Annotated in this window: 19 protein-coding genes; 11 read left to right on the top strand and 8 right to left on the bottom strand. The window is 69.1% G+C overall.

Annotation, left to right across the window (positions count from 1 at the left end):
* Positions 1-50 precede the first annotated feature (50 nt).
* On the bottom strand, positions 51-344 hold the full coding sequence (locus ACIHFE_RS10175; RefSeq protein ID WP_400105379.1) for a DUF1330 domain-containing protein: 294 nt from the start codon (positions 342-344) through the stop codon (positions 51-53).
* A 58-nt stretch (positions 345-402) separates the two neighbouring features.
* On the opposite strand from ACIHFE_RS10175, the gene ACIHFE_RS10170 reads away from it, so the two are divergent.
* Complete coding sequence (locus ACIHFE_RS10170; protein ID WP_400105378.1) at positions 403-765, top strand: hypothetical protein; 363 nt, start codon at positions 403-405, stop codon at positions 763-765.
* A 140-nt stretch (positions 766-905) separates the two neighbouring features.
* Here the strand turns inward: ACIHFE_RS10170 and ACIHFE_RS10165 are convergent, their stop codons facing one another.
* The 6 genes from ACIHFE_RS10165 to ACIHFE_RS10140 all read right to left on the bottom strand — a co-directional run bounded on the left by ACIHFE_RS10165 (position 906) and on the right by ACIHFE_RS10140 (position 9,037).
* A complete protein-coding gene (locus tag ACIHFE_RS10165) occupies positions 906-1,838 on the bottom strand; it encodes an FG-GAP repeat domain-containing protein (protein ID WP_400105377.1) in 933 nt (310 codons plus the stop codon).
* Between the two features lie 183 nt (positions 1,839-2,021).
* A complete protein-coding gene (locus ACIHFE_RS10160; RefSeq protein WP_400105376.1) occupies positions 2,022-2,690 on the bottom strand; it encodes a hypothetical protein in 669 nt (222 codons plus the stop codon).
* A 126-nt stretch (positions 2,691-2,816) separates the two neighbouring features.
* Entirely contained in the window at positions 2,817-3,296 is a 480-nt protein-coding gene (locus ACIHFE_RS10155) for a helix-turn-helix domain-containing protein (protein ID WP_400105375.1), read from the bottom strand.
* Complete coding sequence (locus ACIHFE_RS10150) at positions 3,203-4,057, bottom strand: FG-GAP repeat domain-containing protein (protein ID WP_400105374.1); 855 nt, start codon at positions 4,055-4,057, stop codon at positions 3,203-3,205. The genes ACIHFE_RS10155 and ACIHFE_RS10150 overlap by 94 nt, the downstream gene beginning before the upstream one ends.
* A 108-nt stretch (positions 4,058-4,165) precedes the next feature.
* The gene (locus tag ACIHFE_RS10145) at positions 4,166-5,047 is read right to left on the bottom strand and encodes an FG-GAP repeat domain-containing protein (RefSeq protein ID WP_400105373.1); all 882 of its coding nucleotides are present in this window, start codon (positions 5,045-5,047) and stop codon (positions 4,166-4,168) included.
* 114 nt (positions 5,048-5,161) lie between these two features.
* Positions 5,162-9,037, bottom strand: a complete 3,876-nt coding sequence (locus ACIHFE_RS10140; protein WP_400105372.1) for a GH92 family glycosyl hydrolase — start codon at positions 9,035-9,037, stop codon at positions 5,162-5,164.
* A 408-nt stretch (positions 9,038-9,445) separates the two neighbouring features.
* On the opposite strand from ACIHFE_RS10140, the gene ngcE reads away from it, so the two are divergent.
* The 7 genes from ngcE to ACIHFE_RS10105 all read left to right on the top strand — a co-directional run bounded on the left by ngcE (position 9,446) and on the right by ACIHFE_RS10105 (position 18,053).
* Entirely contained in the window at positions 9,446-10,876 is a 1,431-nt protein-coding gene (gene ngcE, locus ACIHFE_RS10135; RefSeq protein ID WP_400105371.1) for an N-acetylglucosamine/diacetylchitobiose ABC transporter substrate-binding protein, read from the top strand.
* Between the two features lie 7 nt (positions 10,877-10,883).
* Positions 10,884-11,801, top strand: a complete 918-nt coding sequence (locus tag ACIHFE_RS10130; RefSeq protein WP_400105370.1) for a carbohydrate ABC transporter permease — start codon at positions 10,884-10,886, stop codon at positions 11,799-11,801.
* Complete coding sequence (locus tag ACIHFE_RS10125; protein ID WP_400105369.1) at positions 11,801-12,706, top strand: carbohydrate ABC transporter permease; 906 nt, start codon at positions 11,801-11,803, stop codon at positions 12,704-12,706. Before ACIHFE_RS10130 ends, ACIHFE_RS10125 begins: the two co-directional genes overlap by 1 nt.
* A gap of 833 nt (positions 12,707-13,539) precedes the next feature.
* Positions 13,540-14,727, top strand: coding sequence for an ROK family protein (locus ACIHFE_RS10120; RefSeq protein ID WP_400105368.1), 1,188 nt, complete (start codon positions 13,540-13,542; stop codon positions 14,725-14,727).
* 164 nt (positions 14,728-14,891) lie between these two features.
* The gene (locus tag ACIHFE_RS10115) at positions 14,892-15,998 is read left to right on the top strand and encodes a substrate-binding domain-containing protein (RefSeq protein ID WP_400105367.1); all 1,107 of its coding nucleotides are present in this window, start codon (positions 14,892-14,894) and stop codon (positions 15,996-15,998) included.
* A 13-nt stretch (positions 15,999-16,011) separates the two neighbouring features.
* Positions 16,012-16,800 (top strand): ATP-binding cassette domain-containing protein, encoded by a 789-nt coding sequence (locus ACIHFE_RS10110; RefSeq protein ID WP_400105366.1) that lies wholly within the window; start codon positions 16,012-16,014, stop codon positions 16,798-16,800.
* Positions 16,797-18,053 carry a sugar ABC transporter permease gene (locus tag ACIHFE_RS10105; RefSeq protein ID WP_400105365.1) on the top strand — a complete coding sequence of 419 codons (1,257 nt, stop codon included), beginning with the start codon at positions 16,797-16,799 and terminating at the stop codon, positions 18,051-18,053. Before ACIHFE_RS10110 ends, ACIHFE_RS10105 begins: the two co-directional genes overlap by 4 nt.
* An 88-nt stretch (positions 18,054-18,141) precedes the next feature.
* On the opposite strand, the gene ACIHFE_RS10100 is transcribed toward ACIHFE_RS10105, so the two are convergent.
* Positions 18,142-20,121 carry a putative Ig domain-containing protein gene (locus ACIHFE_RS10100; protein WP_400105364.1) on the bottom strand — a complete coding sequence of 660 codons (1,980 nt, stop codon included), beginning with the start codon at positions 20,119-20,121 and terminating at the stop codon, positions 18,142-18,144.
* A gap of 279 nt (positions 20,122-20,400) precedes the next feature.
* On the opposite strand from ACIHFE_RS10100, the gene dxs reads away from it, so the two are divergent.
* The 3 genes from dxs (at position 20,401) to ACIHFE_RS10085 (ending at position 25,321) form a co-directional block, all read left to right on the top strand.
* The gene (dxs, locus tag ACIHFE_RS10095; protein WP_400105363.1) at positions 20,401-22,335 is read left to right on the top strand and encodes a 1-deoxy-D-xylulose-5-phosphate synthase; all 1,935 of its coding nucleotides are present in this window, start codon (positions 20,401-20,403) and stop codon (positions 22,333-22,335) included.
* A gap of 238 nt (positions 22,336-22,573) precedes the next feature.
* Positions 22,574-24,085: an amino acid permease gene (locus tag ACIHFE_RS10090; protein ID WP_400105362.1), complete on the top strand. Its 1,512-nt coding sequence runs from the start codon at positions 22,574-22,576 to the stop codon at positions 24,083-24,085.
* Between the two features lie 144 nt (positions 24,086-24,229).
* A complete protein-coding gene (locus ACIHFE_RS10085; RefSeq protein ID WP_400105361.1) occupies positions 24,230-25,321 on the top strand; it encodes a hypothetical protein in 1,092 nt (363 codons plus the stop codon).
* Positions 25,322-25,334 lie beyond the last annotated feature (13 nt).

The following is a 25,334-nucleotide window of genomic DNA, read 5'->3' as shown; positions in this document are numbered from 1 at the left end:
CCCGGGACCTTTGAGGTCCTGCGGGGCCGCCGTTTGTCGTGGGGCGTGGGTCAGTCGAGCCCTTCCACCACCCGCACTTCCCGCTCCGCGCCGCCGTCCAGCACGGCGAGGGCCTGCTGGTACTCCGCGCTCTCGTACGCCGCGACGGCGGCTTCATAGCTGGGGAATTCGATCAGCACCGTACGTTCGGACCGCCCCGATTCAAAGGCGGTCACCCGGCCGCCCCGGGCCAGAAAACGGCCACCGGCCGCCTCCAACGCGGGCTTGGCCAGCTTCCCATAGGCGGCAAGCTTCTCCGGGTCGCGCACCGACCGATACGTACCCACCAGATAGCCCTTGGCCATGCCGATCACCTCTCACTCTCTCCGGGCTTGCTGCTGGGCGCGAGCTGGGGCTCACTCGGTGACCGCTTCGGCGCGCCGCTGCGGTGGGATCGCCGCCGGGCTGGGGGCGGTGCTGGTCGCCTTGACCGGCTCGACGGACAGCCTCCCGGCGCTGGTGGTGTGCTGGACCGGCGCGGGCATCGCCTACTCGATGCTCAATGTCTCCCTGCAGAACCTCACCGTCCGCGAGGTGCCGAGCAACCGGGGCGGCGCGCTCTCCGCGGTCTCCGCCTTCCGGTTCGGCGGCGCGGCGGTGGTTCCGCTCGCCCTGCTGCCGCTCTACCACGCGGCGCCTCGGCTGTCCTTTGTCGTCGCGGGCGGCTCACTGCTGCTCGCCACTGCCGGCCTCGCCGCGCTGCGGCCTGTGAGACGCCCCGTGTGATGCGTCCGCCGCAGCGGCCCGGGCGGATCGGCTGCGACGGTAAGGTCCGGCGAACTCGCCCGGGAACAGGGGCCCGGCGGACGGCAGTTCGCCCCGCCGCGCAGGCGACGGGGCGAACCGAATGCGTTCACGCGGCCGGATCAGAAGACCAGACGGTAGTTGTTCCAGCCCGAGTTGGAGATCTTCACCGGGGACTTGAAGGGCGAGGACGCCTTGCCCGTGCCCTTGTAGAGCCAGAGGGCGCCCTTCTTGTCCACGGCGAGCAGGTCGCTGTGGCCGTCGCCGTCCACGTCACCGGTGGAGACCAGCTTGGTGTACTGGTTCCAGCCGCCGCTGATCTTTGTGCGGCCGGCGAAGGGCTTGTTGGCGTTGCCGGTGCCCTTGTAGAGCCAGAGGACACCCTGCTTGTCGCGGGCGACGATGTCCGTCTTGCCGTCACCGGTCAGGTCGCCGCGACCCACGATCTGGGTGAACTGGTTCCAGCCGCCGCCGATCTTCTTCCGGGCGCCGACCTTGCCGATGATGTCGCCCTCGTAGAGCCAGAGGACACCCGACTTGTCACGCGTGATGACATCGGAGTCCTTGGAGCCGCCGAGGTCACCGGGGGAGAAGAAGGTGTCGTACTGACGCCAGTTGTTGCCGACCTTGTAGGAGCCCGCATCGCTGGCGAAGTAGACGTTGTTGTCGTCCTCGAGGAAGAGGAAGCCGCTGTGCAGGCCCCAGCGGTCGTGGACCTGGGTCACCATTTTCATGTGCTTCCAGGCGGCCTTGGAACTCTTGGTGTTCTTGCCGGCCTTGCGGGGCTTCAGGCCGCCCTTGCCGTCGGGCTCGTAGAAAAAGAACTCGCCCTTGTCGTTGACGGCATCGATCGTCAACTGCGGGGCCGAGCCGGTCGGCTCGGCGCCGGCCTTGGCGGCGGCGCCGGCCGTGGGCAGGCTCTGCCGGGCGGCGGCGGCCAGGGGAGCGTTCCCGCTGTCGGCCATGGCGGTACCGGCGGTCGCGCCGGCCAGGGTCACGGCGACCGCCGAGGTGACGAGACGCGACAGGGCGCGTCCGCGCCGAAGGTTGCTCACGCAGAACTCCATACGTGTATTGGATAAGGATGCGGGCCCATTGCTGACAACAACCAAGGCCCCACACATCAGTGTGTGACTCCCAAGGACGCCCAACGGTTGCAACCTCTGGGGCGGGAGTTGCGTCAGAGGCGTGTTAAGAGGCCGATGACTGGGCCCCTCCGCACCGGATCCCCCAGCGTCCTATCGGATACCGAGCCGCTTCAGGGCCGTGGTCCAGTCGGTCGCGATGGCCACCTGGGCCGGTCGGAGCTGGACCTGGCCGGAGCAGATGGCAGCGTGCAGCTTGCTCTCCACCACGTCCTTGGGGTTGTTGGCCCCGGCTCCGGGCCGGTGGCCGGGGGACGGCGGCTCCACCCAGAGGTTGCGCGGGTCGTTGGGGTCACCGCCGAGCTCCAGGCTGACCAGGTGGTCGTACTCGGCGTCGGCCAGCGGTCCGTTGTAGCTGTAGGACTGGGCGTTCGCCCGCTTCTCCTTGCCGGTGATGGAGTACGGCGGGCGGATTCCCTTGGTGTAGCCGGACGGCCGGCAGATGGTGGAATCCAGCGTGGCCGGGGTGACATCCGGGTTGAGCGCGCCCGGCGTGCACTTGGGGTCGGGCAGGGGCTGCTTGTCGCGGGTGTAGCGGACGTGGCAGGTGCCGGGCGCCGGCTGGTGCTGGACGGTGTAGTGGCGCTGGGGGCCGGGGCCGGTGGGGATGGAGGTCGCCTTGGCAACCGGCTGGGCGCGCAGGTCCATTGACGAGGACGCGGACGCGGCCGAGTCATGGGCGGCGGCGCTGGCGCAACCGGTCACGGCGAGGGTCAGGATCGCCGCGGCGGTGGCGGGTATTCGGGCATGGCGGATGTGCATCTGTGTGTGCTCCCCCGTGATGGTGTTGTGGTCTTTACATGGGGAGGCTAGCGAGGCACGAGGCCGATTCAGCTCTGGCCAAGGGGCGTTGGTCCGAGCTTGGGACGATCTTGGGGGTGGCTTGGGTTACGGTTTCGTTGGGCTCGCAGTGCTCCGTGCTTGAGGGTGCGCACTGATCGCGGCCGCCTGCCGCTCCAGATCCGCCGCATCCGCGAAGTAGTCCGCAACCTTCGACGCCCGAGCCGGCCGGCACAACCGCCGCAAGTGCTGCCCACTGCCCAGGATCTCGTCGAACAGCTTCGACAACTCCAACTGCGGCCGCCGTGCCGCCGTTTCGAACCGGCCGACGTACGAGCCGGAGCGGAACGCGAGCTCGCCGAGCGCCGTCTGCGTGAGGCCTGCCTCCGCACGCAGACGGCACAGCTCGGAACCGTAGAACGCTCGTGGGTCCGCGTAGGGGTCCTGGGGCGCGCTACCGAGCGTAGCGCGAACCGCGCACCACGTAGGGGCTGTTAGAACAGGTCGCGGTACTGGTTGAACCCGGTGCCGATCCTGACGCGGGACTTGAAGGGCGAGGACGCCTTGCCGGTGCCCTTGTACAGCCACAGGTTGCCCTTGGGGTCGCGGGCGAGCAGGTCGCTGTGGCCGTCGCCGTCGACATCACCGGTGGCCACCAGCTTGTTGAACTGGTTCCAGCCGCCGCCCACCTTCACCCGGGACGCGAACGGCTTCCGCAGATCCCCCGTGCCCTTGTACAGCCAGAGAACCCCCTGCCTGTCGCGGGCCACGATGTCCGCCTTGCCGTCGCCGCTCAGGTCGCCCTGGCCGGTGATCTGGGTGTACTGGTTCCAGCCAGGGCTGATCTCGACGCGCGGTGCCAGTGTGCCGTCCGCCTTGGTCTGGAAGCGCCAGAGGACACCCTGCTTGTCGCGGGCCAGCAGGTCGGGGTGTTTGGCATGGCCCAGGGTGCCGGGCGAGAAGACAACGTTGTACCGGCCCCAGCCGGAGGCCACCTTCTTGAGGCGCCCGTTACGCCACAGGTTCAGCGTGCCGTCGTCCATGACGTGATACGAGCCGTCCTGGAAACCGGTCAGATCAGGGTCGATCGATATCCCGTACCTGAAGTGCGGCCATACGTAGCCGCCCGACGGGGTGTCGAAACCGCCCTTGCCGTCGTTCATATAGACCATCATCTGGCCCGACGGCCTGATCCCGGACAGGAAGAAGAACGACGCGGCGGGGGTCGGTTTGTGCGACCCGGCCTTGGCTGCGGACGCCGTGGGGGCGTCGGCGACGGCCGTACCGGCGGCCGTGGCGGCCAGGGCGACGGCCGTGGCCACGGTGGCCAGGCGGGAAAGGTACTTCACTGGGAACTCCAGAGGGTGAGTGGGCAGGACGAACCGGCGGCGGTCTGCCCCGCCCACAAGGTCTGAACCAAAAGGCTGGAAGGGGTGCCGGTAAGCAGTGGGGCAGGCTCAGAACACCAGGCGGTACTGGTTCCAGCCCGAGTTGCCGATCTTCACCGGGGACTTGAAGGGGGCGGACGCCCTGCCCGTGCCGGGGTACAGCCACAGCGCGCCCTTGCCGTCGATGGCCAGCAGGTCGCTGTGGCCGTCGCCGTTGAGGTCGCCATTGGAGAAGATGCGGGTGTATTTGCCCCAGCCGCCGCCGACCTTGACGCGAGCCGCGAAGGGCTTGCGGGCGTCGCCGGTGCCCTTGTAGAGCCAGAGGACGCCGTTCCTGTCGCGGGCGACCACATCCGTCCTGCCGTCGCCGGTGAGGTCGCCACGGCCCGCGATCTGGTCGTACTGGCCCCACTCCTTGCCGGAGCCGACCAGTACACCGCCATTGGTGAAGGTGCCGTTCTCCTTGACCGTGTACATCTCCAGCCGGCCGGTGCGGTGGCTGAATGCCAGGAGGCTGGTGGTCCGGGCGCCGCCGAGGGCTCCCGGGGAGAGGATGGTGTCGTAGAAGTGGCCGAAGTCGGGGACCACCTTGCGGGCGTGGCCGGTCAGTCCCTGGAAGTACAGGTCCTTCTTGCTGTCGATGTAGTAGTCGCCGTCGTGGCGGCCGTCCGCGTAGCGGTTGACCTGGGTGGCGGTGAGGATGTTCTTCCAGTCGCCGCCGCCGACGCGCTGCTTCAGCCCGCCCTTGCCGTCGGCCTCGTAGAAGTAGAACTTGTTGGCCTTGGTGACAGCGCCGATCGGGAACACCGGAGCGGAAACGCTCGGCTTCTTCGCCGGCTGCACCAGTGCCACGCCGTCGGCCAGGGCCGTACCGGCCGTCCCCCCGGCCAGAGCGACCGTGACGGCGGCGGTGACAAGGTGCGACAGCGCGCGCCCGGACGTGCGAGCCATAGGACTCCCCCCAAAGAAAACCAAGAAAGACAGAAAAACCGGTGCCCTCCGGGCAAGGAGGGCACCAGCGACCATTGCCGATCTTTGCATATTTTTTGGGAGTTCAGGTATCGACTACCTCTGTGGCGTACCCAACAACTCCACCTCGGCCAGGGCCGCTTCGCCGCCCAGTGCCCGTAGCCGGTAGTGCCGATAGGAGACGGGCGTGCGCAAGGCGAAGACCCTGGTCTGTCTGTCCCAGGTGAAGGACTCCCGGGACCGCTGATCGGTTGCGGTCCAGTCGTGTCCGTCGTCCGAGCCCTCCAGGACCCAGTCATGCGGGGCCTTGGTGCGGTCGGCGGGGGAGGTGAGGGTGTAGGAGGTGATCCGGGAGCCGGGGGCGACCTCCAGTGGGGCGGCGGTGAACGAGGCCGAGGTGCGCGAGGAGCGGTCGGTGAGCGGGGAGCCGTCCGGCACCGTCACATCGGACAGTGGCTCGGGGGCCCGGTCGTCGGTGGTGATGGAGGTCGGTCCGGCCTTCTTGCCGGTGGCCCAGGAGGACGGGCGGGGGCCCATGTCGAACTCCAGGGTGCCGCCGGCCGTCACCACCGAGTGCGCAAGTGCCGTGGAGTTCCAGGGCTTTCCGTTCACCTTCAGGCCCTGGACATAGATGTTGCGGGCGCTGTTGTGCGGGGCCTTGATGACCAGATCGCGGCCGTTCTCCAGATGGAGGGTGGCCTTGGTGAACAGGGGGGAGCCGATGGCGTACTCGGGACGCCCCATCACCAGGGGGTAGATGCCCAGGGCGCTGAAGACATACCAGGCCGACATCTCGCCGTTGTCCTCGTCGCCGGGGTAACCCTGGCCGATCTCGCTGCCCAGGTAGAGGCGGGAGAGCACCTCGCGGACCTTCTCCTGGGTCTTCCAGGGCTGCCCGGCCGCGTCATAGAGGTAGGCGATGTGGTGCGAGGGCTGGTTGCTGTGGCCGTACATGCCCATCCGGACGTCCCGGGCCTCGGTCATCTCATGGATGACGCCGCCATAGGAGCCGGCGAACTCGGGGGAGCCGGTCTCCGGGGTGGCGAAGAAGGTGTCCAGCTTCCGGGCCAGCGCGGCCCGTCCGCCGTAGAGGTTGGCCAGGCCATGGGTGTCCTGGGGGACGGTGAAGGCGAAGTTCCAGCCGTTGGTCTCGGTGTAGTCATAGCCCCAGACGCGGGGGTCGTAGTCGCCGGGGGACAGCCGCCAGGAGCCGTCCTCCTTGCGCCCCTGGAAGAAGCCGATGCGCCGGTCGAAGTGGTTGATGTAGTTCCGGGCGCGGTTGAGGAAGTAGTCCGACTCCTCGCGGTAGCGGGTTTGGTGCGTCCTGTCGTAGAGGGCGCGGCCCAGCTGGGCGATGCCGAAGTCGTTGATATAGCCGTCGATGGCCCAGGACATGCCCTCGGGGGTTCTGGCGCTGGTGTAGCCCTGGAAGACCGAGGTGTCCATGCCCTTGCGGCCGGTGCCGGGATCGGTGGGCAGTACGGTCGCGTTCTTCACCGCCGCCTGGTAGGCGGTCTCGGCGTCCAGCGGTACGCCCTTGAGGTAGGCGTCGGCGAAGGCGATGTCCGAACTGGTGCCGGTCATCAGGTCGGCATAGCCGGGGGAGGACCAACGGGCCGTCCAGCCGCCGTCCTTGTACTGCTGGAGGAAGCCGTCCGCCATCCGGCCCGCCTGCCGGGGGGAGAGCAGGGCGTAGGCGGGCCAGGCGGTGCGGTAGGTGTCCCAGAAACCGTTGTTGACATAGACCTGGCCGTCAACCACCTTGGCGCCGGTGTGGGTTGGGGTGGATTCACCGCGTGGCGGGGAGAAGGGGCTGGCGTACTGGTAGTGGGGGCGGCCGGCGGTACCGGTGTTCTCGGAGGCCGAGTTGGGATAGAGGAAGAGCCGGTAGAGGCTGGAGTAGAGGGTGGTGAGCTGGTCATGGGTGGCACCCTCCACCTCGATCCGGCCCAGCAGGGCGTCCCAGGCGGCCCGGGCCCGGTCGTGCACCCGGTCGAAGGAGGTGCCGGCCGGGATCTCCTGCTCCAGGTTGGCCCGCGCCTGGTCGGCGCTGATCAGGGAGGTGGCGATGCGCAGGGTGACGGTGCGGTTCGCCCCGGGGTCGAAGCGCAGATAGCCGGTGACATCGTCACCGCCACCGCCGCGCAGCCGGCCGCTGGAGACCACCGGGCGGTCGAAGACACCGTGAACGAACAGGCGTCCGGCGCCCGTTGACAGTCCGCTCCTGATGTCGGACCAGCCGCTGAACTCGCCGCGGGCCGCGTCCAGGGTCAGACCGCCCTGGTTGCTGACGTTGTCCAGGATGACCGAGGCATTGGCGCCGGGGAAGGTGAAGCGCATCATCGCGGCGTGGTCGGTGGGTGTGAGCTCGGCCTTGAGCCCGTTGTCGAAGGTGACGCCGTAGTAGTGCGGGCGGGCGGTCTCCCGGTCGTGGTGGAAGGGCAGCGCGCGGGCGGTGCGCGAGGCGTTGGGGACGCCGCCGGCCGCCGAGGGCATCACCTGGAAGGTCTGCCGGTCGCCCATCCAGGGACTGGGCTGGTGGCCGGCGCCGAACGCCTGGATGGTGGGCAGATTGTCCGCGTTGTTGCCGGCCGCGTACTGGTAGAGCCAGGTGAGCGAGCCCGCGTCGGTCACCGGCGTCCAGAAGTTGAAGCCATGGGGGACGGCGGTGGCGGGGAAGGTGTTCCCCCGGGAGAAGGAGGAGCTGGAGAGGGTGCCCCGGGTGGTCAGGGCGTAGTCCGCGAGATGTGCCGGGTGGTCCTCGGGCGGGGCGGGGGCCAGGGAGATGTCGTCGATCCAGCCCCGGAAGTTCCCCGGCCCGGCGGTGGAGTCATAGGCGACCAGCACCCGGGCCACCGTCTTGCCCGCGGCGACCTGGCCGATGGGCGACTGGCGGTTGTTCCACTGGTTGACATAGAGCGTCCTGGCGTCCGCCTGGCCCTGCGGGGTCAGCGGGGCGCCGTACTGGTCCCGGGCGCCCAGCCGGCTGAGGTAGGTGCCGTCGGTGAAGGCCAGGTCCACGGCCACATGGGTGGCCGGATAGTTCTGGTCCCGCTCGGGCATGGCCGGGAAGACCTTGTAGGACAGCAGGGTCCCGGCGGTCACCTTGGTGTGCACCGAGAACACCTTGTTGTACGCGTAGGCGTGCCCGGTGCCCGTCTGGCGGCCCGCGTAGCGCAGGGCATGGGCACCGGTGAATCCCGCGCGGGCCTTGGCGGTTGGCGAGCCGGTGGGACCGTTGTCGACATAGGTGCGCATCCCGGCCTGGGGCGGGGGGCCGCTGTCCGCGGTGGCGAACTGCACCTCGGCGAGCTGGGTGAGCTCATCGCCGTTGTTATGGGTTATGTCCAGGCGGAACTGCCGGTAGGGGGTGGTGTTGGGGAAGGTGAACTCCCGGGTCTGGAGCCGTTTTTCGAAGGATTCATCGGTGCGGGTGTCCAGGACGGTCCAGGTGTGGCCGTCGTCGGAGCCCTTGAGGGTCCAGGTCCGGGGGTCGCGGCCGGGGGCGTCATTGGCGGAGGTCAGGGCGTAGCGGACGGCCTTGACCGGCTCGGAGAGCTCGAACTCCAGCCAGGCGGTCTTCTGGAAGGTCAGCCATTTGGTGCTGATCTCCCCGTCGATCAGGTTCTCCTTGACCTCCCCGCCCTCCCGGTTCTCCCCGCTGGCCCGGACGGCGGTGATCTTGTCGGTGACCGAGCCGGGGATGCCGGAGGAGTCGCCGCCGTCGACGCCGCTGGAGAGCGGGCGGCCGTCCCGGCCGGTCTCGGCGGTGTTGCGCCAGTCGGGTTGCGGCTGGCCGGGCTCGAAGGAGGAGCCGAAGCGGTCGGTGGCGGCCGCGGGCCGGGGGCGGTCGCCGGGGGCCGCCAGGGCGCCCGTGGGCCCGATCTGAGTGAGCGTCACCATCAAGACGGCCGACAGGAGCGCGGTGGGGCGGGCGAGCAGGCGGCGGCCATATCTGAGTCGGTGTCTCATCCCTTGCCTCCCAAGGACGCTGACAACGTTGTCACCCGAGTTGCGCAATGCTGGCGGAGTGTTGGTGGCGCCCTAAGTAGCTCCTGTGCGGCCAGTGCTGTCAAGGCTCTCGGCAGGTGGTGTCGCGGGGTGTCGGTGAGGTCTCAACTAGGGAAAGGCTGAAGGTCAATGCCTCCTCGATCTTGCCCAGTTGAGGCGCGGTGGACTATACCTGTCGACGTCCGGGGCGACTTGGCAGCACCAGGCCGGACCGGGGGAAGAGGGCGGCGGACCAGCGGGTCCGGGCGCCTCGTCCCGGCGCACACCCAGCACACCAGGCTTCAACCGACCCGCGGTGTCGGGCCCTTCGTCGTCGGCGAGTGAGCACGGGGAGACCGCCACACCGCCTGAGTCCCGGAGGACTTGAGCATGGGATCCACCTCGGAATTCAGTCGTCGCGAGCTCATCAGGCGGGCCGCGGCGCTCGGCGTGGCGGCGGTGCCCGCGATGGGTGTGCTGAGCGCCTGCGCCAGTGGGGGCGACGACGACAACAAGCAGGTGGACAAGGGGACCAAGAGCGCCAAGAACCCGCTGGCCGTCAATGAGAAGGCCGCCCTGGACGTGGTCATCTTCGACGGCGGCTTCGGCCAGCAGTACGCCAAGGACGCCGAGGCCGAGTACAAGAAGGCCTACCCCGGTGCCGAGGTCAAGCACTCCGCCACCCAGGACATCGCCCCCCAGCTCCAGCCCAGGTTCAACGGCGGCACCCCGCCCGACCTCATCGACAACTCCGGTGCCAAGCAGATGGACATGGGCACCCTGGTGAGCCAGAAGCAGCTGACCGACCTCAACGCCCTGCTGGACGCGCCCTCGGTGGACGACCCCGGCAAGAAGGTGCGCGACACCCTGCGCCCGGGCGTGGTGGAGATGGGCCGGTTCGACGGCGAGGAGACCTGGATCCTCTATTACGCCTACACCGTCTACGGCGTCTGGTACTCCCAGACCAATCTGCAGAAGCTGGACGCCCAGTACCCGGAGACCTGGGACGACATGCTCAAGGTCTGTGAGGCGGCCAAGAAGAAGGGCATCGCCGGCTGGACGTACGCCGGCAAGTACCCGTATTACATCCCGTTCAGCCTCTACCCCTTCATCGGCAAGATCGGCGGAGTGGAGGTGCTCAACCGGATCGACAACCTGGAGCCCAACGCCTGGAAGGACCCGGCCGTCAAGGCCGCCTTCGAGGCGTACTACGAGCTCTACCGGAAGGGCTATATCCTCCAGGGCACCCCGGGCCTGGACCACATCCAGTCGCAGACCGCCTGGAACGAGGGCAAGGCGCTGTTCATCCCCAATGGTTCCTGGGTGGAGAACGAGTCCAAGAAGACCACCCCCAAGGACTTCCGGATGGCGGTGGGCGCGCCGTCCAGTCTGGACAAGAACGACAAGCTTCCGTTCGGCACCCTGTGGGCCTCCGGCGGCGAGCCCTTCATCGTGCCCAAGAACGCCAGGAACCCGCAGGGCGGCATGGAGTTGCTGCGCATCATGCTGGGCAGGAAGTCCTCGCAGAACTTCATCAAGGCGGTCTCCTCGCTCACTTCGCTCAACGGCGGTACCGAGGGCCTGGTGCTGCCGCCCGGGCTGGCCTCCTCCCAGCAGGCGCTGGACAAGGCGGGCAGGAACGTGCTCAACCCCCGGCTGCAGGACTGGTATGTGGCCCTGCAGAAGGAGAAGATCGGGGTGGGCGCGCTGGGCGAGATGATGGCCGGCCGGCTGACTCCGGACGAGGCCATCAAGAAGATCCAGAAGTACGCGGACGACACCGCCAAGGACAGCTCGGTCAAGAAGTACACGCACAAGTAGGGCGGCCATGCAGCACGGTAAGTACCGCTTTATCGCCGGGTTCCTGCTCGTTCCGCTGGCGATCTACGGAGTCTTTGTCGTCTCGCCGTTTGTCCAGGCCATCTACTACTCGTTCACCAACTGGAGCGGTCTGAGCGGCCACTTCAGGGTGACCGGCTTCGACAACTACCAACGGCTGTGGCACGACGAGGTGTTCTGGAAGGCCGTCGGGCACAATGTGCTGCTGCTTCTGGTGCTGCCGCTGGTGACGCTGGGCATGGGGCTGTTCTTCGCCTTTATGCTCAATGTCGGCGGGCGGCGGCGGAAGAACGCGGTGGTGGCCGGGGTGCGCGGGTCGGGCGTCTACAAAATCGTCTACTTCTTTCCGCAGGTGCTCTCGCTGGCCATCGTGGCCCTGCTCTTCCAGTTCGCCTACAACCCCAACAGCGGCGCCATCAACTCCTTTCTGGGCGCCATCGGCCTGGACTCCGTGCGGCCCGAGTGGCTGGGCGATCCCAAGCTGGCGCTGTGGTGTGTCACCGCGGTGATGGTGTGGAGCAATGTCGGCTTCTATGTGGTGCTGTTCTCCGCCGGAATGGCCTCGATACCCCGGCACTTCTACGAGGCCGCGCTGCTGGACGGGGCCAACCGGATACAGACCTTCTTCCGCATCACGCTTCCGTTGCTGTGGGACACGGTGCAGACCGGCTGGGTCTATATGGGCATCATGGCGCTGGACGGCTTCGCCTTCGTCCAGATCATGACCATGGGGCCGGGCGGGCCGGACTACTCCACCGAGCTGCTGTCCTACTACCTCTACACCAAGGCGTTCCGTGACGGGCAGGCCGGATACGCCACCACGGTGGGCGTGGCCCTGCTCATCGTCACCATGATCTTCGCGGGCATCGTGATGAAGCTCGGGCGCCGCGAACGGCTGGAGTTCTGATGTCCGTATCCACCGAGGCCAAGGCCCCGGAAGCCGGGCGACCGGTGATCGACTCGCCCCAGGGGCGGATGGGCAGCGAGGGCCGGATCCTCAATGTCTTCTCGCATGGCGTCCTGGTGATCTGGGGCCTGATGGTGACCATGCCGCTGCTGTGGGCGGTGATGAGCGCCTTCAAGACGGACAACGAGATCTTCACCTCGCCCTGGGCGCTGCCCAAGACCCTGCATCTGGACGCCTGGAAGCGCGCCTGGACCACGGCGCATATGAGCCAGTATTTCCTCAACTCCCTGATCGTGGTGGCCGGTTCGCTGGCCGGCACCATGCTGCTGGGGGCGATGGCGGCCTATGTGCTGGCCCGTTTCGAGTTCCCCGGAAACCGCCTGATCTACTTCCTGTTCATCGGCGGCATGAGCTTCCCGGTCATCCTGGCCCTGGTCCCGCTGTTCTTTGTGATGAAGAACATGCAGCTGCTCAACACCTATCCCGGGCTGATCCTGGTCTATATCGCCTATTCGCTGCCGTTCACGGTCTTCTTCCTCACCGGGTTCTTCAGAACGCTGCCCACCGAGGTCGCCGAGGCGGCGCTGATCGACGGGGCCTCGCACACCCGCACCTTCTTCCAGGTGATGCTGCCCATGGCCAAGCCCGGGCTGATCAGCGTGGGCATCTTCAACTTCCTGGGCCAGTGGAATCAGTATCTGCTGCCCACCGTGCTCAATGTGGGAGACGAGCACAAACGGCTGCTGCCCCAGGGGCTGGTGGCCCTGGCGGCCAGCCAGCAGTACAAGGGCGACTGGTCCGGGCTGTTCGCCGGGCTGGTGATGGCGATGCTGCCGGTGCTGGGTGCGTACATCGTCTTCCAGCGGCAGGTGCAGGCGGGGCTGACCGCGGGGTCGCTGAAGTAGCCCCGGAGTCGGGCGAGTTCCCGCACTCCTTGACCATGGCCGGCCGACGGGTGTGACGTGCCCGGGGGGACGCCCGGTTCTGCCGTGCGGCACCGCCCCCTCGGTGTGGCCGGCGACCGCCCGACTGCCCAACCTTGCTTTCAGGGCCACTGGTTGACGGACGGCAGTTGACTCCAGGGTGAACCAGACCGTCTTCCCGGCGCCCTGGGCCGCCGGAGTCACGCCCCAGGCCGTGGCGCAGCCGTCGACCGTCACCGGGGAGGCGGTGTGCACCACGGTGTTGGTGACCGGCTCGGTGGCCAACAGACAGGCGGTGCCGGCGGGTTCGGGGCGCCCATGCCGCTGCAGGGCGAGCCGGAGCGAGCCGCGCACCAGGCTGATCATCCAGGGCTGGGCGGGGATCCGGAGGGTGTACCACCAGTCGTCGGTGGTCGGTTGGTGGTCCTCCCCTATGCGGGGCTCCGTTCCTGAGCGGGCTGAGGGGTTGTGGCCGGTGGCGGGCGCCGGAAGCGTTCAACCATCGGGCATCGCCGGCGGCCGGGAGCGGCGGCGCCGGACACGGCCGCCGGGAGCGGGGCGGGGGCGGCCGGGTTCGCCCGTACGAGGTATCCGGGCCGTATCCGGGGCGCCTCCGGCGCGGCGGGGCGGCCGGGACGGTGATCGCGGAGCGAGGCCCTGGTTCAGCCTCCGGGCGGGCGCTCGTACGATGAGGGAGCCGCGTAGTCGCCGGGGACCGCTGTCAGGCCCTTGACGTGATCTACGCCATGCGGCTGAGCTTAGCTTCATAGGTTGTATGGACGACCGGCTCTGCCGTGCCGACGAGGTGGGAGTGAATGGGCGTGGAGACTCCGGGGTCGCAGTCCTCGTTGCACCGGGCCAACCTGGAGCGCGTGGTCCGGGCGGTACGTATGGCGGGCGCGCTCACCCAGGCCGAGATCGCCCGGTCCACCGGGCTGTCCGCGGCCACCGTCTCCAATATCGTGCGGGAGCTGAAGGACAACGGCACCGTCGAGGTGACACCCACCTCCTCCGGCGGCCGGCGGGCCCGTAGCGTCTCGCTCTCCGGGGACGCCGGGATCGTGGTCGGGGTGGACTTCGGCCACACCCACCTGCGGGTGGCCATCGGCAATCTGGCCCACCGGGTGCTGGCCGAGGAGGCCGAGCCGCTGGATGTGGACGCCTCCGCGGCCCAGGGCCTGGACCGGGCGGAGTTCCTGGTCAAAAGCCTGATCTCGGGCTCCGGCATCAGCCCGCGCAAGATCGTCGGGGTGGGCCTGGGCGTGCCCGGCCCCATCGATGTGGCCTCCGGGGTGCTGGGCTCCACCGCCATCCTGCCGGGCTGGGCCGGCACCAATCCCCGTGACGACCTGGCCGCCCGCCTGGACGTCCCGGTCTACGTCGACAACGATGCCAACCTCGGCGCGCTGGGCGAGCTGGTGTGGGGCGCCGGACGCGGGGCCGCCGACCTGGCGTACATCAAGGTCGCCAGCGGTGTGGGCGCCGGACTGGTGATCAACGGGCAGATCTACCGGGGGCCGGGCGGCACCGCGGGTGAGATCGGGCACATCACCCTGGACGAGTCCGGCCCGGTCTGCCGCTGCGGCAACCGCGGCTGCCTGGAGACCTTCACCGCCAACCGCTATGTGCTGCCGCTGCTGCACTCGGCGCACGGCACCGATCTGACCGTGGCCCGGATGGTGCGCCTGGCGCAGGACGGCGACGCCGGCTGCCGGCGGGTGATCGCGGACGTGGGCCGGCACATCGGCAGCGGCGTGGCCAGCCTGTGCAACCTGCTCAACCCCAGCCGGGTGGTGCTCGGCGGGGACCTGGCGGACTCCGGAGAGCTGGTGCTGGCGCCCATCCGGGAGTCGGTCTCCCGCTATGCCATCCCCAGTGCGGCACGGCAGTTGGAGGTGGTGCCCGGCGCACTGGGCGGCCGGGCCGAGGTGCTGGGCGCGCTGGCCCTGGTGCTGAGCGAAATGGGTGATTCCTCCCTGTTGGACGACAGTCTTCCCGGCTGAGGCCGAACGTCCCGACCTGCCCTGTCCCTTGAGTTCACCCTGATAACGAATGGCATCGTTGCCAACTCGAAATCGCTTCACTAGTTGACGCTTCGTTGACGTGCGGCTTGACTTCCTGCCACCTCGGTCGCAAGGACGCGGCCTCGTCAGGGAGGTATCCGTAAGTGAACACGCAACTGCGTCGTGCCGTGGTGGCCTTGGCCGCCGTGTCGATGGCCACCGGCCTTGCCGCCTGCGGAAAGGCCAAGGAGGCCGGCGGCGGGGACAAGAAGACGGACGCCAAGGGCTCGCTGACCATCGGGCTGCTGCTGCCGGAGAACCAGACCGCCCGCTATGAGCGCTTCGACAAGCCGCTCATCGAGAAGAAGATCAAGGAACTCGCGGGCACCAGCACCACCGTGCTCTACGAGAACGCCAAGCAGGACGCTTCCGTTCAGCAGCAGCAGGTCGACACCATGATCACCAAGAAGGTCGACGCGCTGATCGTGGACGCGGTGGACGCCAAGTCGATAGCGAGCTCGGTCAAGAAGGCCACCGACAAGAACATCCCGGTGGTCGCCTACGACCGCCTCGCCGAGGGCCCGGTCAAGGCCTACACCTCGGTGGACAACGAGCGGGTCGGCAAGATCCAGGGCGAGGCGCTGCTCAAGGAGCTGGGCGACAACGCCGCCAAGGGCCAGATCGTGATGATGAACGGCTCCATCACCGACCCCAACGCCAAGATGTTCAAGGACGGCGCGCACTCCGTTCTCGACGGCAAGGTCAAGATCGGCAAGGAGTACGACACCAAGGAGTGGAAGCCGGAGAACGCCAACGAGAACATGAAGGGCGCCATCTCCGCGCTCGGCAAGGACAACATCGTCGGCGTCTACTCGGCCAATGACGGCATGGCCGGCGGCATCATCACCGCGCTGCGCGCGGCCGGTTACGACAAGCTCCCGCCGGTCACCGGCCAGGACGCCGAGCTCTCCGGTGTCCAGCGCATCCTGGCGGACGAGCAGTTCATGAGCGTCTACAAGCCCTACAAGCCCGAGGCCGACGCCGCCGCCACCCTGGCCGTGACCCTGGCCCAGGGCAAGGCGCTGGGCTCCGTCGCCACCTCCACCACGGACAGCGGCACCCAGAAGAAGATCCCCTCGATCATCGTCACCCCGGTCGCGCTGACCAAGGCCGACATCGGCAAGTACGTCGGCCAGGAAGGCTTCTACTCCCTCAGCGAGCTCTGCACTGACAAGTACAAGGCGCAGTGCGACAAGGCCGGACTGAAGTAGCGCCGGGAAGGAAGTGATCGACGTGTCCGCTACGCCCGTACTGGCGTTGCGCGGGATCTCCAAGCGCTTCGGTGCCGTACAGGCGCTCACCGAAGTCGAGTTGGAGATCCACTCGGGCGAGGTGGTCGCCCTGGTCGGCGACAACGGCGCCGGAAAGTCCACCCTGGTCAAGACGATCGCGGGGGCGAGCCCCGCGGACGATGGAGTCATCGAATGGGAGGGCAAGCCGGTCCGCATCGACCGGCCGCACACCGCCCAGGAGTTGGGAATCGCCACCGTCTACCAGGACCTGGCGCTGTGCGACAACATCGATGTCGTAGGCAACCTCTTCCTGGGCCGGGAGATCGTCCGCGCCGGAGTGCTGGACGAGGTGGAGATGGAACGCAGGGCCCGCGAGCTGCTGTCCACCCTGTCCATCCGCATCCCCAGCGTCCGCATCCCCATCGCCTCGCTCTCCGGCGGCCAGCGGCAGACGGTCGCCATCGCCCGCTCGCTGCTGGGCGAGCCCAAGGTGGTCATCCTGGACGAGCCCACCGCCGCCCTGGGCGTCGAACAGACCGCCCAGGTACTGGACTTGGTGGAGCGGCTGCGCGAGCGCGGCCTGGGCGTGATCCTCATCAGCCACAACATGGCCGATGTCAAGGCGGTCGCCGACCGGGTCGCGGTGCTGCGGCTCGGCCGCAACAACGGCACCTTCGAGGTGCGCAGCACCTCCCAGGAGGAGATCATCTCGGCCATCACCGGTGCCACCGACAACGCTGTCACCCGCCGCAAGGCCCGCACCGCGGAGGCATCGAAGTGACCACCGACCTGTCCTCCGAGGACGCCGTGACCGTGCCGCCGGCCGACCCCCGGCTGCTGGTCCGCGAGGCGGGCTTCGCCGGGTACTGGCAGGAGTTCGTCCGCCGGCTGCGCAGCGGTGACCTGGGCTCGCTGCCGGTGGTGGCCGGGCTGATCGTCATCTGCCTGGTCTTCCAGCTCCAGGACGGCGCCTTCCTGGGCGCGGAGAACCTCTCCAACCTCTTTGTCACCGCCGCGGGCACCGGCCTGATCGCGGTCGGCATCGTCTTTGTACTGATCCTGGGCGAGGTCGACCTCTCGGTGGGCTCGGTCAGCGGACTGGCCGCCGCGGTCTTCGCGGTGCTCAACGTCCACCACGGCATGCCCGAGTGGCTGGCGCTGATCCTCGCGGTGCTCACCGGCACCGTGATGGGCGCGCTGCACGGCTTCTTCTTCGCCCGGATCGGGGTGCCCGCCTTTGTGGTCACCCTGGCCGGACTGCTGGGCTGGAACGGCCTGATGCTCCAGGTGCTGGGCTCCAACGGCACCATCAACCTGGACGACTCCGGCCTGGTCGCCGACCTGACCAACTACTACTTCAGTGATGTGGCCGCCGCCTACGGCCTGGCCACCCTGGCGGTGCTGGGCTACTTCCTGGCGTCCTTCCGGGACTCCAGGCGGCGCGAGGCGGCCGGGGTGCCCGGCCGTCCGATGAGCGAGGTCGCGGCGCGCACCGCCGGGCTGGCGGTGCCGGCCTATGCCGCGGCCTGGCTGTTCAACCAGTACAAGGGCCTGCCGCTGGCCGTGGTGATCTTCGTCGGGGTGGTGGTCGCCTTCGACCTGGTGCTGCGCCGCACCTCCTACGGCCGCAAGGTCTTCGCGCTGGGCGGCAGCGTGGAGGCGGCGCGCCGGGCGGGCATCAATGTCCCGCTGGTGCGGGTCTCGGTGTTCGCGCTGTCCGGGACGATGGCGGCGCTCGGCGGGATGTTCCTGGCCTCGCAGATCAACGCCGCCAACCAGTCCTCGGGCGCGGGCAGCCTGCTGATGAACGCCATCGCGGCGGCGGTGATCGGCGGCACCAGCCTGTTCGGCGGCCGGGGCAAGACCTGGTCGGCGCTGCTGGGTGTGCTGGTGATCCAGTCGATCGCCTCCGGGATGGCGCTGCTGGGCATCGCCTCCGCGGTGCAGTACATGATCACGGGTGCGGTGCTGCTGGCCGCGGTGGTGATCGACTCGGTCTCGCGCCGGACCCAGAAGACGGCGGGACGGGCGTAGCGCGGCCCTTCGAGCGGCCCGTCAAGCGCCCTTCAACATGCCGGTGGGCCCGGACCGTTGACACGGTCCGGGCCCACCGCCCTTTCGCCTAGCTCACATTGAGCGCGGTGTCGTCGATGACGAAGCTGGTCGCGCCGTTACCGTCCTCGGTGCCGGTGAACTTCAGGGTCACCTTCTGTCCCGCGTAGGAGGACAGGTCGACGGTCTTCTGCACATAGCCGCTGCTCGCGTCCAGGTTGGACCAGGAGCCCACGGAGCCCGAGTTGGCCTGGAGGCCGAGCGTGTCATCCGCGGTCCCGGAGAACTTCTGGGTGTCCACCAGCAGCCAGAAGCTCAGGGTGGCATGGCAGCCGGCCGGGATGGTCACACTCTGCGCCAGGGTGTCGGTGTGCGGGGAACCGTAGCCGTCCAGCCACGCCTTCCAGCTGCCGGAGTGGGCGGGTTCCGAGGAACTGTTGTCGATCACTCCGGAGGTGGCGGTCCAGGGGGCCGCCTTGCCGGTCTCGAAGCCCGGGTTGCCCAGCAGCTGGGCCGGGGTGCAGCCGCCGCCCGGGCCGTTGACGGTCCAGGTGAAGGAGGCGCTGCCGCTGGCCTTGGTGGCGTCCTGGGCGGTCACCGTGACGTTGTACTTGCCCGCGGTGGTGGGCTTGCCGCTGATCAGCCCGGCGGTGCTGATGGCCAGGCCGGGCGGCAGCCCGGTGGCCGAGTAGGTCAGTGACTGGCCGGCGTCCGAGTCGGTGGCCTGGACCTGGAGCGAGACGGCCGCGCCGGCCGTGCTGGTCTGGGCGCCCGGGTTGGTCACCTTGACGGTGTTGCCACCGGTGGTGCCGGAGGTGAAGGCGGCGGTGCCATTGGGGGTGCCCAGGCCGGTCGGTCCGTCGTAGCCGGGGCCGGTGGTGCACAGATAGGCCGGGGTGCAGCTGCCGTTGGCGCCGGTGGTGATGTCATTGAGCGCCGAGGGGTGGGCGTAGGGGTACGAGGCCGGGTAGCTGCCCGCCGCCGGGGTGCCGGCCAGCGCGTAGACCGCCGCGATGATCGGCGAGGAGGCGCTGGTGCCGCCGTAGACGTTCCAGCCGCCGGACTGGTAGCTGTCGTAGACGGCCAGGCCGGTGGCCGGGTCGGCGACGGCCGAGACATCGGCCACGGTCCGCTTGGCGCAGCCGCTGTCCTGCTGCCAGGAGGGCTTGGGGTCGTACTGGGAGCAGCCGGAGCCCGCGCCCTGCCCGCCGGCGCTGGAGCCCCAGGCCGACTCGGTCCAGCCGCGGGCGTTGCTCGCCCGGCTGAGCGAGGTGCCGCCGACGGCGGTGACGTACTGGGAGGCCGCCGGGTACTCCACGCCGTAGCCGCTGTCCCCGGAGCTGACCGTGATGGCCACGCCGGGGTGGTTGAAGAAGCTGCTGTCGGAGGTGGGGTCGGTGCTGTCCTCGGCGCCGCCGTAGCTGTTGGAGACGTACTTGGCGCCCATGGTCACCGCCCGGTTCACCGCGGCGCCCAGGTCGTCCATGCTGTTGCTGTTGGCCTCGACCAGCAGGATGTGGCACTGCGGGCAGACGGCGCTGACCATGTCCACGTCCAGCGAGATCTCCCCGGCCCAGCCGGCGTCGGCGGTGGGGTAGCTGGTGCCGCCGTTCTGGTCGGCCTTCTGGAAGCAGCCGTTGGCCGTGGTGCAGGCGGGCAGGCCGTACTGCGAGCGGTAGGTGGCCAGGTCCTGCTCGGCGCTGGGGTCGTCATAGGCGTCCACGATGGCGACCGTGGTGCCGGCTCCGGCGCCGGCCGGCAGCGCGTAGGCGCTCTGCAGATCGGCGGGGCCGTAGCCGGAGGGCAGGATGTCGTGGCCCAGGCCGAGGTGCTGTCTGACGTCCGTCCGGGCCAGGGCCAGGCAGGACATCCGGTGGCGGGCGGTGCTCTGGGAGCACAGGTGCCGGGCCTTGGCGCCGCCGGGTGTGGGGGCCGTGGCCTGGGCGGGCGCGGCGGCTATCAGGCCGCCGGTCACCAGTGCGGCCAGCGACAGCAGTGCCGTCGCGGTGCCGGTGAGCCGTCTGGAGCCGAAGGATCTGTTCGTCTGCACGGAAGTGCCCTCCATGGGGGGTTGAAAGAGCATGAGGGTGTCGTGCGCATGACAATCTTCGGTGGAAGAGCGCCACCCCGGTGGGTGGTGGCGTGCGTTGAACGTAGCGACGGCCCTTCCTGGCCGACAAGCGAAGGAACGGCAAAGGCTTGCCATCAACGGCACCAGGTGCCACTGGGCCGATCGCGGGACCCCGAGGGCATCACCCGATCAACGGCGCGCCGAACGGAACATTAGACTCGACGGACCGGCCACGTCCGACAGCTAAAGGAGGCACGGGTGGCGCTGCTGACCCGCATCACGGGACCGCGCGATCTGGACCGGCTGAGCCCCGAGCAGCTCGACCGGCTCGCCGCCGAGATCAGGTCCTTCCTTGTCGATGCAGTCTCCAAGACCGGCGGACACCTCGGGCCCAACCTCGGTGTGGTGGAGCTGACCATCGCCCTGCACCGGGTGTTCGACTCACCGACGGACAAGGTGCTCTTCGACACCGGGCACCAGTCCTATGTCCACAAGCTGCTCACCGGGCGGCAGGACTTCTCCCGGCTGCGCAGCAAGGAGGGCCTGTCCGGCTACCCCTCGCGTGCCGAGTCCGAGCACGACGTCATCGAGAACAGCCACGCCTCCACCGTGCTCAGCTGGGCCGACGGCCTGGCCAAGGCCAACCAGGTGCTCGGCCGTGACGACCGTCACGTGGTCGCGGTGATCGGTGACGGAGCGCTCACCGGCGGTATGGCCTGGGAGGCGCTCAACAACATCGCGGTCGCCAAGGACCGCCCGCTGGTGATCGTGGTCAACGACAACGAGCGCTCCTACGAGCCCACCATCGGCGGCCTGGCCAACCACCTGGCCACCCTGCGCACCACCGACGGCTATGAACGCTTCCTGGCCCGCGGCAAGGACCTGCTGGAGCGCACCCCCGTGGTCGGCAAGCCGCTCTACGAGACCCTGCACGGCGCCAAGAAGGGGCTCAAGGACTTCATCGCCCCGCAGGGCATGTTCGAGGACCTGGGCCTGAAGTACGTGGGCCCCATCGACGGCCATGACATCGAGGCCCTGGAGTCGGCCCTGCAGCGCGCCAAGCGCTTCAACGGCCCGGTCATCGTGCACTGCCTCACCCAGAAGGGCCGCGGCTACAAGCCCGCCGAGCAGCACGAGGGCGACCGCTTCCACGGCATCGGCGTCATCCACCCGGACACCGGCCTGCCGGTCTCGGCCGGCGGCGCCAGCTGGACCTCCGTCTTCGGCGACGAGATGGTCAGGCTCGGCCATGAGCGCCCGGACATCGTGGCCATCACGGCCGCCATGATGCAGCCGGTGGGCCTGGGCAAGTTCGCCAAGGAGTTCCCCGACCGGGTCTATGACGTGGGCATCGCCGAGCAGCACGCGGCCACCTCGGCCGCCGGCCTGGCCACCGGCGGGCTGCACCCGGTGTTCGCGGTCTACGCCACCTTCCTCAACCGCGCCTTCGACCAGGTGCTGATGGATGTCGCCCTGCACAAGTGCGGAGTGACCTTCGTCCTGGACCGGGCCGGCGTCACCGGTGACGACGGCGCCTCGCACAACGGCATGTGGGACATGTCCATCCTCCAGGTGGTGCCGGGCCTGCGGATCGCCGCCCCGCGCGACGCCGACCAGGTCCGCGCCCAGCTCCGCGAGGCCGTCGAGGTCAAGGACGCGCCCACCGTGGTGCGCTACTCCAAGGGCACCGTGGGCCCGGCCGTGGAGGCGGTCGGCCGGATCGGCGGCATGGATGTGCTGCGCCGCCACGACGGGAAGGCCGCGGACGTCCTGATCGTCTCGGTCGGCGCGCTGGCCACGATGTGCCTGGAGATCGCCGACCTGCTGGACAAGCAGGGCATCTCCACCACGGTGGTCGACCCGCGCTGGGTCAAGCCGGTCGACGAGGAGCTGCCGGGCCTGGCCCAGCGGCACCGGGTGGTGGTCACGGTCGAGGACAACGGCCGCACCGGAGGCGTCGGTTCGGCCGTCGCCCAGGCGCTGCGCGACGCGGGCGTGGATGTGCCGCTGCGCGACTTCGGCATTCCGCAGCGCTTCCTGGACCACGCCTCCCGCAAGGAGGTCATGGCCGAGATCGGGCTCACCGCCCCGGACATCGCCCGCCAGGTGACCGGCCTGGTGGCCAGGCTGGACGGCCGCTTCGAAGAGCCCGGCGACGACATCGCGGTGGCCGCCGAGGCCGTCCGGGACTGACCGCGGCGCACCGGAACACCGCGCACCGGAGCATGGCGCATCGGCCAGGGGCCGGCGGGAACACCCCCTATCAGGGTGGTCCGGCCGGCCCCTTGGCATGGGGCCGTCTGCCCTCCATCGGGTGAATCCCCAGGAGGGAGGCTGTGGCCGCCCCGTCCTGGCCCGGATCATCGCGGACACTCGCTCAGTTCGGGAACTGAGGACGACGCGTGCACGCCGAGCAGGTGGAGGTGACCCGATGAGCACACAGCGACCCGCCGGTGGCGGCCGCGGCCGGGGCGGGATGTTCCGGACCAAGACCGTCGAGGAATCCATTCGCGACACCGAAGCGCCCGAACACGCGCTGAAGAAGTCCCTCTCCGCCCTCGACCTCACCGTATTCGGGGTCGGAGTGGTCATCGGCACCGGCATCTTCGTGCTCACCGGCAAGGTGGCCAAGGAGAACGCCGGCCCCTCGGTGGCCCTGTCCTTCGTCCTGGCCGGCGTCGTCTGCGCGCTGGCGGCCCTGTGCTACGCGGAGTTCGCCTCCACCGTGCCGGTCGCCGGCTCCGCCTACACCTTCTCCTACGCTTCGCTCGGCGAACTCCCCGCCTGGATCATCGGCTGGGACTTGATCCTGGAACTCGCCCTGGGCTGTGCGGTGGTGGCCGTCGGCTGGTCCGGCTACATCCGCTCACTGATGGACACCGCGGGCTGGCACCTGCCCGCCGCGCTCAGCGGTGTGCACAGCGGGCACTTCGGCTTCGACCTGCTGGCCTGTCTGCTGGTGCTGCTGCTCACCGCCATCCTGGTGGCCGGCATGAAGCTCTCCTCCCGGGTGACCGCGGTGGTGGTCGGAGTGAAGGTCACCGTCGTCCTCATCGTCATCATCGCCGGGTCCTTCTTCATCAAGGGTGCCAACTACCATCCCTTCATCCCGCCTTCGAAGAGCACCGGCGGCGGCAACGGTCTCACCGCGCCGCTGATGCAGCTGATGTTCGGGTTCACCCCGTCCAACTTCGGTGTGATGGGCATCTTCGCCGCCGCCGCGGTGGTCTTCTTCGCGTTCATCGGCTTTGACATCGTGGCCACCGCCGCCGAGGAGACCCGCAATCCGCAACGGGACGTGCCCCGCGGCATTCTGGGCTCGCTGCTCATCTGCACCGTGCTCTATGTGGCGGTGTCCGTCGTGGTCACCGGGATGCAGAACTACACCAAGCTCACCGTGGACGCCCCGCTGGCCGACGCCTTCAAGGCCGTCAACCATCCCTTCTGGGCCGGGCTGATCAGCTTTGGCGCGGTGGTCGGCCTGACCTCGGTGTGCATGATCCTGCTGCTCGGCCAGAGCCGGGTGTTCTTCGCCATGAGCCGGGACGGGCTGCTGCCCCGCTTCTTCGCCATCGTGCACCCGAAGTTCGGCACGCCCTACCGCTCCACCGTCGCGCTGGGTGCGGTGGTCGCCGTGGTCGCGGGCTTCACCTCGATCGACGTGCTGGCCGAACTGGTCAATATCGGCACGCTGTTCGCGTTTATCGTGGTCGCCCTGGGTGTCGTCATTCTGCGCCGCACCCGGCCCGATCTGCCCCGGGCATTCCGCACCCCGTTCGTCCCGGTGGTACCGGTGCTGTCGGTGCTGGCCTCGCTGTGGCTGATGCTGAACCTGCCGGCGGAGACCTGGCTGCGGTTCGCGGTGTGGATGGTGATCGGCGTTCTGGTGTACTTCCTCTACGGGCGGCGGCACAGCCGGGTGGGCGCCACGGATCTCCGGTAGCGCTCCCGCCGGCGCTCCCATGGTGCGCAATTCGGCCGGAATTCCCGGGCGGGCGCGGAATGTTATCGTCGAGGGTCGGAAAAATTCGATGAAACAGCTCCGCGGAATGCGGAATTGGCCCGCGAGGAAGGCTGGCAGCGAGTCATGGCAGTGCGGACGGCCACCCCCACCACCGGCTGGTTGATGCGGGGAAAGGACGGCCGGCTGACGGCCTACGCGCCCGTGGAGGACGGTCTGCTGCGCTGGACGGAGACCCGTCCCGGCGGCCCGGAGTGGAGCGCACCCGAACACCTGGCAGTGCCCGGCCTGGAGCCGTATCTGTCCATATCGCAGACCCCGAAGGGCTATGTGTACCTCACCGGGGTGCGCACCCGCACCACCGATGACGGACGCACCATCACCGAGGTCGTCTACGCCACCCAGTTCCAGTCCGGGCGGGCGCCGACCCCCTGGCGGTCCATCGGCACCCCCTACGGCCAGGACTGGGACCGGGCCGCGAAGATCGGCGCCCCCACCACCGTGGTGGACGGCACCGGCCTTTGGGTCTTCATCCGCAACGCCGGTGGCGGGGTGTGCGGGCGGCGCCAGGACGCCAAGGGCGTCTGGGGGCCCTGGACGGACATGAAGGGCTATCAGCTGCTGGACACCCTCTCGGCGGCCGCCACCGGGGACGGGCGGGTGGAACTGCTGGCACTGTCCAGCGAGATGGTGCAGTTCTGGCGGCAGGACGAGCCGGGCGGGGACCTGCGACGGGTCCGCAACATCCCCGCCAAGCCGCTGGCCTGCTCGTCCACCCTGGCGGACGCCGGGGACGGGCGGGTGGTCTGCTACTGGCGGGACGCCGCGGAGTCGGCGCTGATCGTCCACACCCCCGACCCCGCCGTACCGGCGGACGAGGAACAGCGGCCCGGCCCCGCGCCACTGGGCTCCCTGGCGGCCGGCGGCACCGGCCCGGTGGCCGTGCTGCGCACACCCATCGACGGCCAGGACTGCACGGTGCTCGCCCAGCGGTCCGCCGCCGGGCTGCCCGCGGTGGCCGCCTACCCGACCGGGGAGCTCCCCACCCTGGCCGGCTGGTCCGAGACCGGCGAGGAGTGCGTGGGGGCTCCCGCCCTGGCCCTGGACGCCAACGGGCTGATCGTGCTGGCGGCCCTGGCCCCGGACGGCGGCCTGCGGGTGGCCCGCCAGCAGCCGGACGAACCGGGCCTGGCCATGGGGGCTTGGGCGCGCGTGTAGGCCGAGTGCGGGG

Origin of the sequence: Streptomyces sp. NPDC052396, from assembly GCF_044593195.1 — a bacterium.
Lineage (GTDB): Bacteria > Actinomycetota > Actinomycetes > Streptomycetales > Streptomycetaceae > Streptomyces.
Note: the sequence above shows the minus strand (reverse complement) of the source record. Positions and strands in the feature narration are given on the sequence as shown.

Bases quoted from the DNA above. Each gene is read 5' to 3' on its own strand.
- ACIHFE_RS10085 (WP_400105361.1), top strand. From the start codon at position 24,230: ATGGCAGTGCGGACGGCCACCCCCACCACCGGCTGGTTGATGCGGGGA.
- ngcE (WP_400105371.1), top strand. From the start codon at position 9,446: ATGGGATCCACCTCGGAATTCAGTCGTCGCGAGCTCATCAGGCGGGCC.
- ACIHFE_RS10090 (WP_400105362.1), top strand. From the start codon at position 22,574: ATGAGCACACAGCGACCCGCCGGTGGCGGCCGCGGCCGGGGCGGGATG.
- ACIHFE_RS10175 (WP_400105379.1), bottom strand. From the start codon at position 344: ATGGCCAAGGGCTATCTGGTGGGTACGTATCGGTCGGTGCGCGACCCG.
- ACIHFE_RS10125 (WP_400105369.1), top strand. From the start codon at position 11,801: ATGTCCGTATCCACCGAGGCCAAGGCCCCGGAAGCCGGGCGACCGGTG.
- ACIHFE_RS10145 (WP_400105373.1), bottom strand. From the start codon at position 5,047: ATGGCTCGCACGTCCGGGCGCGCGCTGTCGCACCTTGTCACCGCCGCC.
- ACIHFE_RS10160 (WP_400105376.1), bottom strand. From the start codon at position 2,690: ATGCACATCCGCCATGCCCGAATACCCGCCACCGCCGCGGCGATCCTG.
- ACIHFE_RS10130 (WP_400105370.1), top strand. From the start codon at position 10,884: ATGCAGCACGGTAAGTACCGCTTTATCGCCGGGTTCCTGCTCGTTCCG.
- ACIHFE_RS10140 (WP_400105372.1), bottom strand. From the start codon at position 9,037: ATGAGACACCGACTCAGATATGGCCGCCGCCTGCTCGCCCGCCCCACC.
- ACIHFE_RS10120 (WP_400105368.1), top strand. From the start codon at position 13,540: ATGGGCGTGGAGACTCCGGGGTCGCAGTCCTCGTTGCACCGGGCCAAC.